We start from the raw sequence: 16,086 nt of genomic DNA, 5'->3' as shown, positions 1-16,086 counted from the left end.
CTTTAAATAGCAAAAAATAAGATTGAGAAGCCCCAACCTTAAATTTTTTCACCTTCTTCTTTTTCTTTGGCAATTTGTTCCTTAATTTTGCGCTCTTCTTCTTCCTTACGAATGCGCTCTGCTTCCATACGGCGACGAAGCGATTCCCGTTTTGCTTCTGGATCAGGATGGACAACGACATTTCCTGATTCAATTTCTTCAAGTGCTTGCAAGGTTGCTTTCACCGACTGAAATTCTTGGGTTGGAGCCGCACCACTTTCCAATTCATGAGCTCGTTTTGCTTCAAGAATAACCAATGAATATTTTGAAGGTACTTTGTCGAGCAACGTATCAATAGAAGGTTTTAACATCATAATTTTTTACCTAATTTCTAATTTTTTATCTCGTAGCCACGGTTTGTGTTTTGGGCAACATGTCCATGTAATGGCCAATCACACGGTCCACACGGAAGTGTTCAGCTTCGATCACCCGTTTAACCCGTTCAGCTGCAAGAGGAACTTCATCATTAACAATCGCATAATCGTATTCACGCATCATAGCAATTTCTTCTTTCGCTCTCTCAATACGCTGTGCAATCACTTCTTCACTATCTGTTCCGCGTCCCACCAATCGATCTTGCAATTCATCCAAATCAGGCGGTGTTAAGAAAATAAAGACAGCATCGGGTACTTTTTTCTTGACTTGGAGAGCGCCTTGAACTTCGATTTCTAGGAAAACATCAATGCCCTTGTCCAAGGTTTCATTGACATAGGTCAAAGGAGTGCCGTAGTAATTTCCAACATACTCAGCATATTCCAGCATCTGACCTTGACGGATCAACTCTTCAAACTCTTCACGTGTCCGGAAGAAATAGTCTACGCCATCCACTTCACCAGGACGTTGTGCACGTGTCGTCATAGAAACAGAATACTGGAACTGATTGTCCGAGTTTTCAAAAATCTCTCGTCTGACCGTTCCTTTTCCAACCCCGGATGGGCCTGAAAATACGATTAATAAACCACGATCCGCCATGATATCTCCTTCAATGTCTTTCTATCTAGTGTAACAAAAATCAAGCGATTTTTCAACTGCTTTATGATTGAAAAAAAGCTTGAGATGCGAAATCTCAAGCTTTTCGGCTATTTTGCGTAATCTACTGCACGCAACTCTCGAATAACCGTAACTTTAATATTTCCAGGATATTCGAGGTTGGACTCGATCTTCTCACGAATATCATGCGCTAAGATCGTAACCTTATCATCCTTGATTGCCTCAGGGCTGACCATAATACGGATTTCACGTCCTGCTTGAAGGGCGAAACTTGTCTTGACTCCTTCAAAACTATTTGCAATTTCTTCCAGATCTTGCAAGCGTTTAATGTAACTTTCAAGCGATTCACTTCGTGCTCCAGGTCGAGCGGCACTTAAAGCATCTGCTGCAGCGACAATGACTGCAATAACACTTTCAGGTTCCACATCTCCATGGTGACTAGCAATGGTATTGACAACCACTGGATGTTCCTTGTACTTCCGTGCCAATTCAGTCCCAATTTCAACGTGACTACCTTCAACCTCGCGGTCAATGGCTTTCCCAATATCATGCAAGAAACCTGCGCGGCGTGCTAGTGTTGCACTTTCACCCAATTCACTCGCAATAATACCAGAAAGTTTTGCAACCTCAACTGAGTGGCGCAAAACATTTTGACCATAGGAAGTCCGAAATTGCAACCGTCCCATGATTTTCATCAAATCTGGATGGAGGTTTGGCGCACCGATTTCATAGGCAGCGGCCTCACCGTATTCACGAATACGATTGTCAATTTCCTGACGATTTTTCTCAACCAACTCTTCAATACGAGCTGGATGGATGCGACCATCTTTGAGAAGACTTTCCATTGTCATACGGGCAATTTCACGACGAATCGGATCAAAGCCTGACAAGGTGACAACTTCCGGAGTATCGTCAATAATCACATCAACACCTGTCAAGCTCTCAAAGGTACGAATATTACGACCCTCGCGACCGATAATACGGCCCTTCATGCTATCATCTGGCAAATGAACTGTTGAGTTTGTTTGCTCAGCAACAAAATCACCTGCCATCCGTTGCATGGCTTGGACGAGAATGTCTTTTGCCATCTTATCAGAACGTTCCTTCACTTCCAACTCAGCATCACGAATGCGTGACGCAATTTCTTTGGAAAGTTGATCTTCCGTCTGATTTAAAATAATGTCACGCGCTTCTCCTTGACTCAAAGAAGCAACACGTTCCAGTTCTTCCACTTTCTTGTGTTCAAGCTCTTCCAGCTGTTGTTCACGCGCATCAATGTGTTTAGTTCTATCTGTAAGACTTTGCTCTTTGTGTTCAAGAGACTGTTCTTTGCTTGTTAAATTGTCATCTTTACGATCAAGATTGCTGGCACGATCTGCCAAACGGCTTTCTAACTGCTTCAATTCTTGTCGTTCTGACTTAAACTCAGCATCGACTTCTTCACGATATTTTCTGGCTTCTTCTTTTGCCTCCAAAAGTGCTTCTTTTTTAAGTGAACTTGATTCATGCTTAGCTTCTTTTAAGATCAAATCAGCTTCGCGTTCTGCTTGTCCACGTAAATTCGTTGCTTCTTGTTCAGCATTTAAAAGAGTGAGTTCTGCTGCTTCTTTAGAAGCTTTCATTTTTAGAGCAGTTCCCACATATCCAATGACTAAACCAATGACCGCGGCAAAAACACCTGTAATTAAAAAATGCATGCTTTTACCCCAAATCTAATTTCATTAGTTGAATTAAAAAATTCTTTATCATTTTACCATAAATTACCAAAATTAACAATCTAAAAAAACAAGAAGAAGCTAGGATATTTTTGTTCTATGATTCCTATTTTAAACTGTTTTTCCTGATGCTATCCCTCTAAGAAATCCAGCGATTTCCACTTTGTTGATTCTTCTTTTTATGCTATAATCAAGAAAAACAAAGAAGGAAGAAAGTATGTCAAAAGAAGTCATCGTTGAAAGTTTTGAATTAGACCACACAGCTGTAAAAGCCCCTTATGTCCGCTTGATTGGAGAAGAAACAGGTCCTAAAGGAGATATCATCTCCAACTTTGACATTCGGTTGGTGCAACCAAACGAAAATGCCATTCCAACTGCGGGACTCCACACCATCGAACACCTGCTTGCAATGCTCATTCGTAAACGAATTGATGGCATGATTGATTGTTCACCATTTGGATGCCGGACTGGATTTCATATGATTATGTGGGGCCAACATTCGAGTACTGAAATTGCTAAAGTGTTGAAAGAATCTTTGGAAGAAATTGCAACTGTCAGCACCTGGGAAGATGTTCCAGGTACAACCATTGAGTCTTGTGGAAATTACAAGGATCACAGTCTCTTCTCAGCCAAAGAATGGTGTCGCCTGATTTTAGATCAAGGAATTTCGGACGATCCATTTGAACGTCATGTTGTTTAAGACTCAAAAAAGATGAACCTGTGGTTCATCATTTTTTTATTGTCATTTTTCCCAGAAATGGTAAGTTGGCTCATGCATTAATAATCCAAAGCATCTGAGTGACCTTTTCCATTTCCAACAAAATAGCCAGTTTTAGCATTTATACTAAAGAGGTAGGTTCCATCAGGTTTGAAGAGATTGTAATAGCCATTTCCCTTAATGATATTGACACGTTCCAAAATGTACTGGTCACCAGTGATATAACCACGTTGACGGGCAATATTCAATACTTTTTCAAGAATACCATCTCCAAATACCCAAGCCGGGTTATTGACATCATCAATTGCAGCTTGGTTGTATGGTACACGGCTCAAGCTGCGTTGAAGGGCAACACCATTGCTTGAAAGTCCATATCCTGAATAGCCTGGTTGAGCAGCTCCTGAAGGATTTGCGGCAGAACCTCCAGCTGGGATAGCCGACTGAGCAGGCGTTGCAGCTGCATTAGAAGCTTCTGTACCACCAGTTCCTGTTACAGGTGCTGGTGTCGCCACTTGTTGCGAACGGCCTTGTGCAATTGCATTGTTCAATAAGCTATCCAATTTTTCATTACCGGTCTTTGTATCGCCAAAAGTCGCATCACTTTTTGCTTTAGCATTTTCGTCAAGAACACCATCTTTGATCACAGGAGATGTAAATTGTGAATTGACTTTCTGAATAGCAGAGACCTGTTTCACTAGATCATCATATTTCGTTTTAGCTGCCTGATACTCACTGCTTCCTTCTAGCTTATCAAGTAACTTCTTCAGATTTTCTAGATCTCCGAATTTATCATTTTTAAGGGCACTTTTTGAGTCATCTACGAAAAAGGCATCATAGGCCTTCGTAAACTCTTCCAGTTTTTGAGCTTGTGTTTCACTGCTACTTGATTTTGCAGTCGAAGTTGATTTGCTTGATGAAGAGGATACAACAGTTGTACCACCAGATTTTCCACGACTGTGCATCCAGTTATAAGTTACAAATCCAGCTGAAGCAATAATTGCTAACCCTAAGGTAGAATACAAAATCGTTTTGAGGCGTTTACCACCATTTTGGGGTGTTTCCTCTGGAAGATCCACTGGTTCAGTGATTGGTTCTGTCGAAACAGGACCAAACTTTATCTTGGTTGGAAGCTCTGTTGAAATGGCATCCATTTCCGGCCTTTGCTCCAAGACCGTTTCCTTCACTTCTGGTATTTGGGCTGTTGGTGCTTCTACTACTTCAGTAGCTGCCTCCTTAGCTGCTAACTCTTCTGCTTTGGCTAATTCTTCTTGAGCCAAAATCTTTGTATCGTATTTATCTGCCTCAATTTCTGCCCGGTGTTGCTTGATGTATTTATCCAAGACATTATCGTCTTCTGTCACACCAGCTTCTATCTCTTCTGCTTTTCGATTGGCCTGTCCAATCGTCATATCTTTAGCATCTTCAAAATCCAAAATAGATTCCGTTTCTTGCTCCAATGGTTTCTTGTCCTTCTCTGTCATAAAAAATCCTTTCTACGCCTTTATTTGCCGTTTCACACGTTCCCCAAAATATTGGTAGAGATCAACTTTTAAGGTTCCGTTATACAGTTTTCGTTTTTTGTCAGCTTTACTTCCGTATTTCGCTTCAAAACCTTCATCACTCGTCAAGATAAATTTGCTCCAGGTTTTGAGAGGAGCAAAAACTTGTCCCATTTCCGCATACAACTTCGTGACACCTTGATCATCTGATAAGCGCTCTCCATAGGGAGGGTTGGAGATGATCACCCCGTTGATCTTATCCGAGCGAAGATCTTGGACCCGCATTTGTTTGAAGGTGATATCATTGCCAACACCTGCTTTTTGGGCATTTTCTTTGGCAATTTCAATCATTCGCGCATCAATATCAGTCCCCATGATGTCCAAAGTGATATCACGATCAATTTTTTGACTTGCTTTTTGACGGATTTCGTAAATCAACCGATCATCTATCCAATTCCATTCCTCAAAAGAAAAGGTCCTGCGCAAGCCAGGTGCCATATTGCGAGCGATCATCACTGCCTCAATACAAAAAGTTCCAGAGCCACATGTCGGATCAATCAATGGCTTATCAGGGTACCAATTAGACAACTGAAGAATGGCTGCCGCCATATTTTCCTTGATGGGAGCGCCTCCTTTTTCAGTCCGATAGCCACGTTTGAAGAGGCTACTACCTGTTGTATCGATAAAAACAGTTGCCTGATCTTTCAGAATGGACACTTCAATCTTGAACTCTGGACCGTTTTCCATCAGAGGAATTCCTTCTGGACGAGCATAGTACTTTTGCAACTTTTTAACAACAGCTTTTTTTGAAATGGCTTGAACACTTGGCTCATTATGAAGTTTGGATTTAACACATTTGGCTTTTGAAATAGGGAAACGTGCCCACAGGGGCAAATAATATTCCCAATCCAAGGCAAAAACACCTTGAAAGAGTTCCTCAAAGGTTTTGGCTGGAAAACTTCCAACGACAATCTTCACTCTATCCGCCGCTCGCAACCAAAGATTGGTCTCAATAATCGCGCTACTATCCCCTTGAAAGCGAACCCGTCCATTTTCAACCTGGCAATCATAGCCCAGCTCTCTCAGTTCGCGACCAACCACCGCTTCCAAACCCGCTGCTGCCGTTGCCACCAATTCAAATTGTTTTTTCATCTTATTCCTATCATTTTAAAAAAGGAGGTTGAGATCTCTCTCCCCCTCAACAACCTATATGCAATTTTCTATAAGCCATGTTTTGTTCCAGAAATGACTAGGTACCATTTCCTTCGATAATCATCTGTCTACTGTTTCCAGTCAGAATGCTATGTTCGTTTCCACGCATCCCATGCCCCGACCAAAGTTTGGGTTGCTAGCTTGAGGGGTTTACCGCGTTCCACTTTTTAGGTTTCCCTAAAAACTACGTCACTGTGGCACTTTCAGAGTTACTAAAACCTATCCTAAGACTTAGCTCCTTCGCTCGCCGTAACTTGAAGATCAAGTCCCTAGGCTTATGGATTCACCTAGCACAAACACTACAGGCATCACAGCCTGTGCTAGCATGGACTTTCCTCATGAGAAAAAATACTCACGCGATTATCCAAAAATTGCACGATCAATTTGTTAGAAATCCCGATCTACAATTTGTTTACCAAACACTTCTTTTTCCAAACGATTCAGTCGTTTCAAAATATCAAAGTTTGTGGCAGTTGTCACTTGCGGAAATTCTTGCCCAGTACTACTTGCTACAGAAGCTGCTTGCGGTACTTCCTGTGCATGTTTCGCAAGTTCTTCACGAAGACGCGCATTTTCTTCACGCAACTCCTTTACCAAAGCCGCATAGGTTTCATAGTCTTTTATAACATCATCTAAAAATTCGTTTACTTCAACCTTACTAAACCCGCGAACTTCTCTATTAAAATCTTGATCATAAATATCTTTCGCAGTAAAATGAATACTTGCCATTACTCTCTCCAATCTAGTTCATCAACTCAATTATATAAAAAAATGGTAAGAAAAATCAAGGTATAACACTTAATTTTCGTAAAAATTTTCAGCAAGATCATTTAGGTCATCAAAACTTAATCGTTTGACATAGAAGGGATCTTTTTCTGCCATCATTTTGTAAAGATAGTTTAAATTTGTTTCGTTTTCAGGATCATAAAAAATATAGCCACCATCCGCATTGTCGACTAAAAATTGATTGTATTCTTTCAATTGCCCAGGATTGGTGTAGTGTGGATAGGCATATTTTACAAAATCTACCTGCTTGAAACGAGCCAGTATTTCTCGGTTCGCTTCATTCCAATTTTCACCCACATTTTCGAACAAAAAGATCGTCGCCATTTTAAAATCATAATCCTTCTTTAAATCAATGGCGACCTCCAAGACCCAAGCTTCAAATCCCAAATTACCTGTAAAAATCAGCCACTGAACTCCTTCTTCAAACAAACGCTTAAGATCCCTTTCGATGGCTTTTTTGATAATGGTTAGTCTTGGATCCTGCTTGGAAAAGATTCCTACTTCAAAGTTTTTATAGCCTACAACAAGTATGGTATTCATTTTTTCCTCATTCTTCTATTTTGTGATATAATAGAGTGATATAATTGTACCAATAAGGAGAACAATGGTCAACTATCCACATAAAGTAGCTAAAAAAACAGTCGTCTCTACTCAAAGGAAACAGCCGATCGACTTTGCCAATCGTGGAATGACATTTGAAAAAATGATCAACGAAAGTAATCAATACTACCTCTCTCGAGGCTTGGCGGTCATTCATAAAAAACCGACCCCCATTCAGATTGTAAAAGTAGATTATCCACAGCGTAGTCGAGCAAAAATAGTAGAAGCTTACTTTAGGCAGGCCTCTACTACGGATTATTCTGGAGTATACAAGGGACATTATATTGATTTTGAAGCCAAGGAAACACAGCAAAAGCAGTCCATGCCAATGAAAAATTTTCATCAACATCAGATCGATCATATGGCTGCGGTTGTCCAGCAAGGTGGGATCTGTTTCGTACTATTGCACTTTGCAAAGCTGAATGAAACCTATTTGCTACCGGCTCTTGCTTTAATTTCCTACTACAATATCGATCATGGCACTAAATCCATGCCCCTCTCCTACATTCAGGAGAATGGCTTTCTTGTGGGGAAGGATCAACTTCCAAGTATTCCTTATCTTGATATTATCGAACAGAAACTTCTAGGCGGTATTTAAATGAATAAACAAACAGTCATCCAATGGTTGAAATATGTTGCAATCGCAGCCATTTCATTCTTCTTACTTTTATTTGTTCTAGGTGCTCTCATTTTTGGCTACTATGCCATGAAGGCTCCAACCTTATCTGAAAAAGATTTGGTTGCTACCACATCGAGTAAGATTTATGACAACAAAAATAACCTAATTGCAGATTTAGGGGCTGAAAAACGCATCAACGTAACAGCCAATGAAATTCCTACAGATCTAATCAATGCCATTATAGCTATTGAAGACCATCGTTTCTTCAATCACCGGGGGGTTGACATTGTTCGGATCGGCGGTTCCTTCCTTCACAACTTGCGAGGAGGAAGTCAAGGTGGATCAACCTTGACGCAACAATTGATCAAATTAACCTATTTCTCTACTTCGGCCTCTGACCGTACCCTCTCTCGTAAGATCCAAGAAGCTTGGTTAGCAACTCAACTAGAAAAGAAAGCAACCAAACAAGAAATCTTGACCTATTACGTCAATAAAGTATTTATGGCGAATGGGAACTACGGAATGCAGACAGCTGCGAAAAGTTATTACGGAAAAGATCTAAAAGATCTTTCGCTCCCTCAAGTAGCGCTTCTAGCAGGGATGCCTCAAGCACCGAACCAATATGATCCTTACTCTCATCCTGAAGCAGCGCAACAGCGCCGAAACTTAGTATTAAAAGAAATGCTCGATATGAAGACCATTTCTAACAAACAATACGAAGCAGCGGTCAATACACCTGTTACAGATGGTCTGCAAAGTCTTAGTTCTTCAAGCAGTTACCCAGCCTATATGGATAATTACCTGAAAGAAGTCATCGAGCAGGTCGAAGAAGAAACAGGCTACAATTTGCTCACAACTGGGATGGATGTCTATACTAACGTTGATACCGAAGCGCAAAAGAAATTGTGGGACATCTACAATACAGATGAATATGTCAACTATCCAGATGATGAATTGCAAGTAGCTTCAACAGTTATCGATGTTAATAATGGTAAAGTCATTGCACAACTTGGCTCTCGTCACCAATCTAGCAACGTTTCCTTTGGTACAAACCAAGCCGTTGAGACTAACCGTGACTGGGGTTCTACTATGAAGCCAATCACAGACTACGCCCCAGCCCTTGAGTATGAGGAATACACTTCTACTGCAGCTACCATTACAGATGAACCATATAATTTCCCTCATTCCTCAACACCATTCTACAACTGGGACCGTTCTTACTACGGTAGCATTACTATGACTTATGCCATCCAACAATCTCGGAACGTTCCAGCGGTGAAGGCCCTCGAAAAAGTCGGGCTTAAAAAAGCCAAGAAATTCCTAAATGGACTGGGAATCGATTATCCAGAAATGGTCTACGCTAATGCCATCTCAAGTAATACTAGCGATTCAAGTAACAAATACGGAGCTAGCAGTGAAAAAATGGCTGCTGCCTATGCTGCTTTTGCAAATGGTGGTACCTATTACAAACCGAAATATGTCAGTCGAGTTGTCTTTAGCGATGGAACCACAAAAGAATTCGATTCCGAAGGAACTCGCGCAATGAAGGCAACAACCGCCTACATGATGACAGATATGATGAAGACAGTTCTCATGTCTGGTAATGGTACAAATGCGGCTATTTCAGGAGTCTACCAAGCTGGTAAGACCGGTACTTCAAATTACTCTGACAATGAATTAAACAAATTAACAAAGAACTCAAGTTATTCAAGTATTGTAATGCCAGATGAATCATTTGTCGGATACACACCTGAATATGCTATGGCCGTCTGGACAGGTTATTCAAATCGCTTTACACCAGTATTGGATAATGGAAAACAGGTCGCAACGGATGTCTACCGTCAAATGATGCTCTATCTTGCTAATAATAATAACTCTGGTCATACGGATTGGACGCAACCAAGTGGACTGTATCGAAGTGGTTCTTATCTCTACTTAAACAATGGTAAGAACAACTACAATAACTACTACTATGAGCCAAGTTATTCCACTGATCAGTATTCGTATGAAGAACCATCGTCTAGCTCTTCGAACGAAGAAAATCAATCTAAACCATCTGAGCCTTCTTCGCAAGACTCTAACAATCATAACGAATAATAGAATGGAGAAGTCGGGCTTTTGCCCGGCTTTTTTAAAACAATGATTGAAACATCAGAACCTTCTGCTTCTTGATTTAGATGCCAGAACGAATAAAGCTGGTTTATTTAGATTAATTTCCCAGCTATTTTTGAGCATATAGAAAAGAGCCTTCCGGCTCTTTTCTATATCATTATTTTGCTAAAGCTCCCATTGGATCCCACGGTGCTAGGACAATTGGTTCTGCTTCATAGGCTGCTAATTCGTCTGAGGTTAAGAATTCTTTACGAACCACGATTTGGTAGGTATATTCATCCATCCAAGCATCAGAAGCCACAAAGTAACCATCTGTACCGACCTTGTCTCCCCATGAATTTTCAACCTTCCATTTACGAGACTGACCTGCTTCGTCTAAATCAACTCCTGTCAAGACCATAGCATGTGTCATGAGGCTTTCTGCATAGTCCAAGCGCCCCGCCTTGTCTTGTGTCAAATGAATGTCCATGCCTGCTTCAAAATCGTAGACATCTGTTGCCAGGATTCCGGCTTTACGGTTGCTGACTTGGCCTACATCTGAACCAAACCAGACAGTTTCTCCCGCTTTCATTTGAGCGATGGCTAGTTCTTTCAATCGATCCATTGGAACATTTAGATAACGGACTGGACGGCTACCAACAACATTGCCCAGCATCTCAACTGTGTAAGATTTTCCATATGGCTTATCTGTGGTTGGGGCATTGATAATGGAGACGTAATCATCTAATTGAAGGTCTACATATTTTTTGTAGAAGCTTTGTGGAGTTAAGCCACTTTCGCTATGGAATTGGTTGTCCTTATCACGGTATGAAAAGTCAAATTCACGTGGAGGCAATCCTAAAGACATGGCTAAGAAGTTAAAAATTTCTTGCAACAAGGCTTGTTTCTTGCTCGCAACCGCCTCTTTATCTGTACCTGAATGGATCAAGTCACGCAAGATTTGCGCATCTTGACGCAAGAGTTTATTGAGGTAGGTGTTCAATTCCCGGCTATTGCTTGAAGAAATCGATTCTGGATAAACTGATTTTGGAACCACTCCATATTTTTCAAAGAGAGATACTACCATATCCCATTGACCGCCATCTTGTTGAGGGGTTTGTAGGAGAAAAGCCACCTTACGGCTGGTTAATTCTTGGTCTGCTGTAGCAATCACTTGCTCCAAAAACCAGTTTGATTTTTCATACTTATCCCAAAAGAAAGTATGTGCTTGAGACAATTCAAAATCCTCCAATTGGAAGCTTGAAATCATCTTGTGACGGAAGGTATTTAAAGCAGCAAACATCCAACAACGTCCAGATGTTTTTTGGTTTGTCACCTTATCCTTGGTCAAATCAAGTGAAAAAACTGGTGTATTTTCTACTGCACTCTTGCGCGTTTCAAGTGATGCATGGATCCCATTGTGGGTAACAGCATTTTCAAGAGCCGCATATTTCACATTTGCTTCATAATTAGCATAGAGCTGGTCTGTAAATTCTTTCGTTAATTCTGACATAGCAATCTCCTTTTTTCGTTATTTACTATTATAATCCTTTGAGCAGAATCTTCAAGTAAAAATCACCCTATAGAGAGGGATTCTGTATAGAATAGATGATTTTATCCCCACAATATCCTTTGCGTTTAATGGCATGAGGGATGGTTTCTACATACTGCATTCCAGCCTTAATCATGACTTTCCCTGAAGCAGGATTTAAACTGACATAAGTGGCTTTGATTTCTTTAAATCCGACTTCGTTCAATAAGAAATCCAAAACAGCTGTGAGCGCTTCTGTCATGAATCCCTTCCCCCAGAATTTCTTGCCAAGGATATAACCTAGCTCGCAAGATTGACTTTCCTGGTCTTGAGAAACCACGCTAATATCTCCAATTACCTGATCCGGTGATGTTTTCAAACAGATCGCCCATTTATAAGTATACGGTTTTTGATACTGTTCGACCCATCTTTTGATCGATTCTCTGGTCCTCTCAGATGATGTATGGGCATCCCAGGTGACATATTTCAGATTTTCAGGATCAGAAGCCCAATTTTCAAACATTGCTGGCGCATCCTCCAAAACGAAAGGCCTCAAGTATAAATGCTCTGTCTCTATGATAAGACTACCAATATGATTCATATGTTGTCCCCTCTCATTTTTTCATGCAACTTGAACGTTGCAAGTTGGTTACTTTAATCTAGAAGAAAAGGACGGATGAAACCGCCCTTCTTTTTGATGCTTTTCACAATATTGTATGATGAGACTACGAAATAGAACTCTACGAGTTACCGATTTCTGTCTAGTATTAATAGAAAAATTCTATTTGTTTCCACCTCATCCATGAGCTTTTCAATGATACATTGACGCAGTAGCTGGCTGATTTGAACGGAGCTCTTTGAGCACCTTTCAAATCTAGACAGCCTTGCGGGGGTGAGACTACGAAATCGAACTCTACGAGTTACCGATTTCTGTCTCACTCCCAGAAATGATCAAATACTGTGATTGGCAAGTGGCGTTTGTGTTGGCCTTTGTACCACCATTTTTCAATAGTTGCTTGAGCTTCTGGGCTCACTTGTTTGCCTTCTAGGTAATCATCGATTTCATTATAGGTGACACCCAGCGCTACTTCATCAGCAACACCTGGTTTTTCTTCTTCCAAATCTGCAGTTGGGATTTTCTCATAGAGATCAGGATCAGCTCCTAGGGCTTTAAGCAATTGTTTTCCTTGGCGCTTGTTCAATCGGAATAGAGGTAAAATATCGGCACCACCATCCCCAAATTTGGTGAAGAAACCTGTAATGTTTTCCGCTGCATGGTCCGTCCCAATTACGGCTCCACTCCGCGCTCCTGCTAAAGCATACTGAGCAATCATACGGCTCCGTGCCTTGATATTGCCCTTGTTGAAGTCGGAGATATCCGTTCCTGTTGCTTCAACAGCACGTTCCATGGCATCGACCGATTCCTTAATATTGACAACTAAGCTCACATCAGGCTGGATGAAGGCCAAGGCTTTTTGGGCATCTGCTTCATCTGCCTGCACGCCATAAGGAAGACGAACAGCAATAAATTGGTAAGAGGTATCTCCAGTCTCGCTCCGCATTTCTTCCATGGCTAGTTGGGCTAATCGTCCAGCAAGAGTCGAATCTTGTCCTCCTGAGATTCCTAATACAAATGTTTTCAAGAAGGGATGTTTTTTTAGATATCTTTTTAAGAAATCAACCGAGCGGCGAATCTCTTCCTGAGGATCAATGCTAGGCTTGACACCCAATTGTTGGATAATCTCTTCTTGCAAACTCATTTTGTTTCTCCTTCTCCATTGGCCTTGTTTCGCATTTTCTCGATCAGATCCATCTTATCCTGCCAAATATCTTTGGCCAAGTCAACTGGGTAATGCTGTGGATTGAGGACTCGCTTGTATTCGTCCCACAATTGCTCGTAATTCTTCCGAGCATATTCTTGAATTTCTGACAATGTTGGCAATTGATAAACCAATTCTCCCTCTTTGAAGATCTCTACTAAAAGAGGAACAGCCTCAAAATTCTGAACTGTTTTATTGATGTAGGTATATGTCGGATGGAACATCTTAAGCTCGGTCAACTGGGAAACATCTACACCATCATAGGTGATGTAATCCCCTTCCGACTTGCCTTTTTCACGGCTGGTAATTCGCCAGACTTGCTTCTTACCAGGAGTAGAAACTTTCTCTGCATTATTAGAAAGCTTGATGGTATTGATCATCTCGCCTTTTTCATTTTCTACAGAGACAATCTTGTAGACTGCCCCTAGAGCTGGCTGATCATAAGCAGTGATTAATTTTGTACCGACTCCCCAAACATCAATCTTAGCCTTTTGCATCTTGAGGTTGAGAATGGTATTTTCATCAAGGTCGTTCGATGCATAGATTTTAGCATCTGTAAAACCAGCCTCATCTAATTGCTGACGAACTTTTTTAGAAATATAGGCAATATCTCCTGAATCAATCCGGACACCTAAAAAATTGATTTTATCACCCAATTCACGTGCTACCTGAATAGCTGCTGGTACTCCAATACGAAGAGTATCATAGGTATCGACGAGGAAGACACAATCTTTATGGGTTTCCGCGTAAGCCTTAAAGGCTTGGTAGTCATTTCCATATACCTGTACAAGAGAATGGGCATGGGTTCCTAAAACAGGAATTCCAAAGAGTTTTCCTGCCCGAACATTACTAGTCCCATTTGCACCTCCGATGACTGCCGCACGAGTTCCCCAAATCGCAGCATCCATTTCTTGCGCACGACGGGTTCCAAATTCCATCAAAGGTTCATCTTCTATCACCGAACGAATACGAGCTGCCTTTGTTGCGATCAAGGTTTGAAAATTGACGATATTCAAAAGGGCTGTTTCTACCAACTGACACTGAGCCAGAGGGCCTTCGACCTGGACAATTGGTTCATTGGCAAAGACTAAGTCTCCTTCTTGAGCCGAGCGTACTGTCAGTTCCAGCTTGAGATCACGGAGATAGTCCAAGAAGGCCCCGTGATAACCAAGTGACTCTAAATAAGCAATATCACTCTCTGAAAATTGCAGATTCTTTAAATAATCTACAATTCGCTCTAAACCGGCAAAAACAGCATAGCCATTTTTGAAAGGTTGGTTACGGAAAAACACTTCAAAAACAGCATGTTTATTGTGAATTCCTTGATCAAAATAGACCTGCATCATATTTATTTGGTATAAATCAGTATGCAAGGTTAAACTGTCATCTGGATACATATGTACTACCTCTTTTTTTATTGATTTGTTCTATGAAAGACTACCATAAAATTAGTACCATTATAGCATATTTCAGCCCTATTGAATACTGAAATAAAAGCAGAAAAAATCTGAGACACAAAGCCCCAGATTTCTTAAAGTTTAATCATTTTCTGTGATATATTTATAAACTTCCTGTCCCGCAATCGCGCCATCTCCGACTGCTGTCGTCACTTGACGCAAGTCTTTTTGACGGACATCTCCGACTGCAAAAATACCTGGAACAGCCGTTTTCATATGATCATCTGTCACCACCCAACCGTTCTCATCCAAAATACCAAGATCGTTTGCAAAATCGCTAACAGGGTCTAAACCGACATAGATAAAGACGCCACCAACGGCTTGCTCTCTGACCTCTCCTGTCTTGACATCTTTTAAAAGAACAGAGGTTACCTTTTGATCTCCCTTAATTTCTTCAACAACAGTATTCCAAGCAAAGTGGATTTTATCATTGGCAAAAGCTCGATCTTGAAGAACTTTTTGGGCCCGAAGCTCATCTCGACGATGGGCAACGGTCACTGTTTTTGCAAATTGCGTCAAAAAAACAGCTTCTTCTACCGCAGAATCGCCACCACCAACGACTAGGAGATCCTCATCTCGAAAGAAAGCTCCATCACAGACAGCACAATAAGAAACTCCTCTGCTATTCAGTTCCGCTTCACCAGGGACATTCAATGAACGGTGGTTAGATCCTGTTGCAATCACAAGAGTTTTAGCTTCAAATTCCCCATCATCTGTGACAATCTTTTTGCTTGCTCCGTGGTCTTCAATACGCTCTACTTGACCAAACAAATGTTCCACACCAAGGTTTTCTAAAGGTTCAAACATTTTTTCAGCCAATTCTGGACCACTGATATTTGCATAGCCAGGATAGTTTTCAATGTCAGACGTATTGTTCATTTGACCGCCTGGAATCCCTCTCTCAATCAATGCGACTTTTAAATTACTTCGTGCCGCATAAAGGGCAGCGGTCATCCCTGCAGGACCTGCTCCAATAATCACTGTATCAAACATACTCAACCTCTTTTCC

The 16,086-nt window shown here is 41.1% G+C and carries 15 protein-coding genes and 1 other RNA gene; 3 read left to right on the top strand and 13 right to left on the bottom strand.

Translation table 11 applies throughout. From position 1 onward, the window contains the following. Positions 1 to 38: 38 nt before the first annotated feature. The 3 genes from rpoZ to HA044_RS00530 form a co-directional block, all read right to left on the bottom strand. The gene (gene rpoZ / locus HA044_RS00540) at positions 39 to 353 is read right to left on the bottom strand and encodes a DNA-directed RNA polymerase subunit omega (RefSeq protein WP_187538260.1); all 315 of its coding nucleotides are present in this window, start codon (positions 351 to 353) and stop codon (positions 39 to 41) included. A 25-nt stretch (positions 354 to 378) separates the two neighbouring features. Further along, positions 379 to 1,011, bottom strand: coding sequence for a guanylate kinase (gene gmk, locus HA044_RS00535; protein WP_187538258.1), 633 nt, complete (start codon positions 1,009 to 1,011; stop codon positions 379 to 381). A gap of 107 nt (positions 1,012 to 1,118) precedes the next feature. Next, the gene (locus HA044_RS00530; protein ID WP_187538256.1) at positions 1,119 to 2,726 is read right to left on the bottom strand and encodes a ribonuclease Y; all 1,608 of its coding nucleotides are present in this window, start codon (positions 2,724 to 2,726) and stop codon (positions 1,119 to 1,121) included. A 235-nt stretch (positions 2,727 to 2,961) separates the two neighbouring features. On the opposite strand from HA044_RS00530, the gene HA044_RS00525 reads away from it, so the two are divergent. Beyond that, positions 2,962 to 3,444, top strand: coding sequence for an S-ribosylhomocysteine lyase (locus HA044_RS00525; RefSeq protein WP_187538254.1), 483 nt, complete (start codon positions 2,962 to 2,964; stop codon positions 3,442 to 3,444). A 77-nt stretch (positions 3,445 to 3,521) separates the two neighbouring features. On the opposite strand, the gene HA044_RS00520 is transcribed toward HA044_RS00525, so the two are convergent. The 5 genes from HA044_RS00520 to HA044_RS00500 form a co-directional block, all read right to left on the bottom strand. Then, the gene (locus HA044_RS00520) at positions 3,522 to 4,943 is read right to left on the bottom strand and encodes a cell division site-positioning protein MapZ family protein (protein WP_187538252.1); all 1,422 of its coding nucleotides are present in this window, start codon (positions 4,941 to 4,943) and stop codon (positions 3,522 to 3,524) included. 12 nt (positions 4,944 to 4,955) lie between these two features. Next, positions 4,956 to 6,113 carry a class I SAM-dependent RNA methyltransferase gene (locus tag HA044_RS00515; protein ID WP_187538249.1) on the bottom strand — a complete coding sequence of 386 codons (1,158 nt, stop codon included), beginning with the start codon at positions 6,111 to 6,113 and terminating at the stop codon, positions 4,956 to 4,958. Positions 6,114 to 6,179: 66 nt separating this feature from the next. Next, an RNA gene (gene rnpB, locus HA044_RS00510) (RNase P RNA component class B) lies at positions 6,180 to 6,545 on the bottom strand. Positions 6,546 to 6,560: 15 nt separating this feature from the next. Continuing rightward, positions 6,561 to 6,902, bottom strand: a complete 342-nt coding sequence (gene gpsB, locus HA044_RS00505) for a cell division regulator GpsB (protein ID WP_187538247.1) — start codon at positions 6,900 to 6,902, stop codon at positions 6,561 to 6,563. A gap of 69 nt (positions 6,903 to 6,971) precedes the next feature. Next, positions 6,972 to 7,499 carry a DUF1273 domain-containing protein gene (locus HA044_RS00500; RefSeq protein ID WP_187538245.1) on the bottom strand — a complete coding sequence of 176 codons (528 nt, stop codon included), beginning with the start codon at positions 7,497 to 7,499 and terminating at the stop codon, positions 6,972 to 6,974. A gap of 64 nt (positions 7,500 to 7,563) precedes the next feature. Here HA044_RS00500 and recU point away from each other — a divergent pair, with 64 nt between their 5' ends. Together recU and pbp1a are read left to right on the top strand one after the other, a co-directional pair. After that, positions 7,564 to 8,157, top strand: a complete 594-nt coding sequence (gene recU, locus HA044_RS00495; RefSeq protein ID WP_187538243.1) for a Holliday junction resolvase RecU — start codon at positions 7,564 to 7,566, stop codon at positions 8,155 to 8,157. After that, positions 8,158 to 10,275, top strand: a complete 2,118-nt coding sequence (gene pbp1a, locus HA044_RS00490) for a penicillin-binding protein PBP1A (protein WP_187538241.1) — start codon at positions 8,158 to 8,160, stop codon at positions 10,273 to 10,275. A gap of 172 nt (positions 10,276 to 10,447) precedes the next feature. Here the strand turns inward: pbp1a and pepC are convergent, their stop codons facing one another. From pepC to trxB, 5 genes are all read right to left on the bottom strand, one after another. After that, positions 10,448 to 11,782: an aminopeptidase C gene (pepC, locus tag HA044_RS00485; protein ID WP_187538239.1), complete on the bottom strand. Its 1,335-nt coding sequence runs from the start codon at positions 11,780 to 11,782 to the stop codon at positions 10,448 to 10,450. Between the two features lie 67 nt (positions 11,783 to 11,849). After that, entirely contained in the window at positions 11,850 to 12,401 is a 552-nt protein-coding gene (locus HA044_RS00480) for a GNAT family N-acetyltransferase (RefSeq protein ID WP_187538236.1), read from the bottom strand. A gap of 334 nt (positions 12,402 to 12,735) precedes the next feature. Beyond that, the gene (nadE, locus tag HA044_RS00475; RefSeq protein WP_187538234.1) at positions 12,736 to 13,560 is read right to left on the bottom strand and encodes an ammonia-dependent NAD(+) synthetase; all 825 of its coding nucleotides are present in this window, start codon (positions 13,558 to 13,560) and stop codon (positions 12,736 to 12,738) included. Further along, on the bottom strand, positions 13,557 to 15,017 hold the full coding sequence (locus HA044_RS00470; protein ID WP_187538232.1) for a nicotinate phosphoribosyltransferase: 1,461 nt from the start codon (positions 15,015 to 15,017) through the stop codon (positions 13,557 to 13,559). The genes nadE and HA044_RS00470 overlap by 4 nt, the downstream gene beginning before the upstream one ends. A gap of 141 nt (positions 15,018 to 15,158) precedes the next feature. Further along, the gene (gene trxB, locus HA044_RS00465; RefSeq protein ID WP_187538230.1) at positions 15,159 to 16,070 is read right to left on the bottom strand and encodes a thioredoxin-disulfide reductase; all 912 of its coding nucleotides are present in this window, start codon (positions 16,068 to 16,070) and stop codon (positions 15,159 to 15,161) included. Positions 16,071 to 16,086: the final 16 nt, after the last annotated feature.

Origin of the sequence: Streptococcus sp. IMAU 99161, from assembly GCF_014435245.1 — a bacterium.
Lineage (GTDB): Bacteria > Bacillota > Bacilli > Lactobacillales > Streptococcaceae > Streptococcus > Streptococcus lactarius.
The sequence above is the reverse complement of the archived record's forward strand: the minus strand, read 5'-3'. Positions and strand labels throughout refer to the sequence as shown.

Bases quoted from the DNA above. Each gene is read 5' to 3' on its own strand.
- rpoZ (WP_187538260.1), bottom strand. From the start codon at position 353: ATGATGTTAAAACCTTCTATTGATACGTTGCTCGACAAAGTACCTTCA.
- gmk (WP_187538258.1), bottom strand. From the start codon at position 1,011: ATGGCGGATCGTGGTTTATTAATCGTATTTTCAGGCCCATCCGGGGTT.
- HA044_RS00530 (WP_187538256.1), bottom strand. From the start codon at position 2,726: ATGCATTTTTTAATTACAGGTGTTTTTGCCGCGGTCATTGGTTTAGTC.
- HA044_RS00525 (WP_187538254.1), top strand. From the start codon at position 2,962: ATGTCAAAAGAAGTCATCGTTGAAAGTTTTGAATTAGACCACACAGCT.
- HA044_RS00520 (WP_187538252.1), bottom strand. From the start codon at position 4,943: ATGACAGAGAAGGACAAGAAACCATTGGAGCAAGAAACGGAATCTATT.
- HA044_RS00515 (WP_187538249.1), bottom strand. From the start codon at position 6,113: ATGAAAAAACAATTTGAATTGGTGGCAACGGCAGCAGCGGGTTTGGAA.
- gpsB (WP_187538247.1), bottom strand. From the start codon at position 6,902: ATGGCAAGTATTCATTTTACTGCGAAAGATATTTATGATCAAGATTTT.
- HA044_RS00500 (WP_187538245.1), bottom strand. From the start codon at position 7,499: ATGAATACCATACTTGTTGTAGGCTATAAAAACTTTGAAGTAGGAATC.
- recU (WP_187538243.1), top strand. From the start codon at position 7,564: ATGGTCAACTATCCACATAAAGTAGCTAAAAAAACAGTCGTCTCTACT.
- pbp1a (WP_187538241.1), top strand. From the start codon at position 8,158: ATGAATAAACAAACAGTCATCCAATGGTTGAAATATGTTGCAATCGCA.
- pepC (WP_187538239.1), bottom strand. From the start codon at position 11,782: ATGTCAGAATTAACGAAAGAATTTACAGACCAGCTCTATGCTAATTAT.
- HA044_RS00480 (WP_187538236.1), bottom strand. From the start codon at position 12,401: ATGAATCATATTGGTAGTCTTATCATAGAGACAGAGCATTTATACTTG.
- nadE (WP_187538234.1), bottom strand. From the start codon at position 13,560: ATGAGTTTGCAAGAAGAGATTATCCAACAATTGGGTGTCAAGCCTAGC.
- HA044_RS00470 (WP_187538232.1), bottom strand. From the start codon at position 15,017: ATGTATCCAGATGACAGTTTAACCTTGCATACTGATTTATACCAAATA.
- trxB (WP_187538230.1), bottom strand. From the start codon at position 16,070: ATGTTTGATACAGTGATTATTGGAGCAGGTCCTGCAGGGATGACCGCT.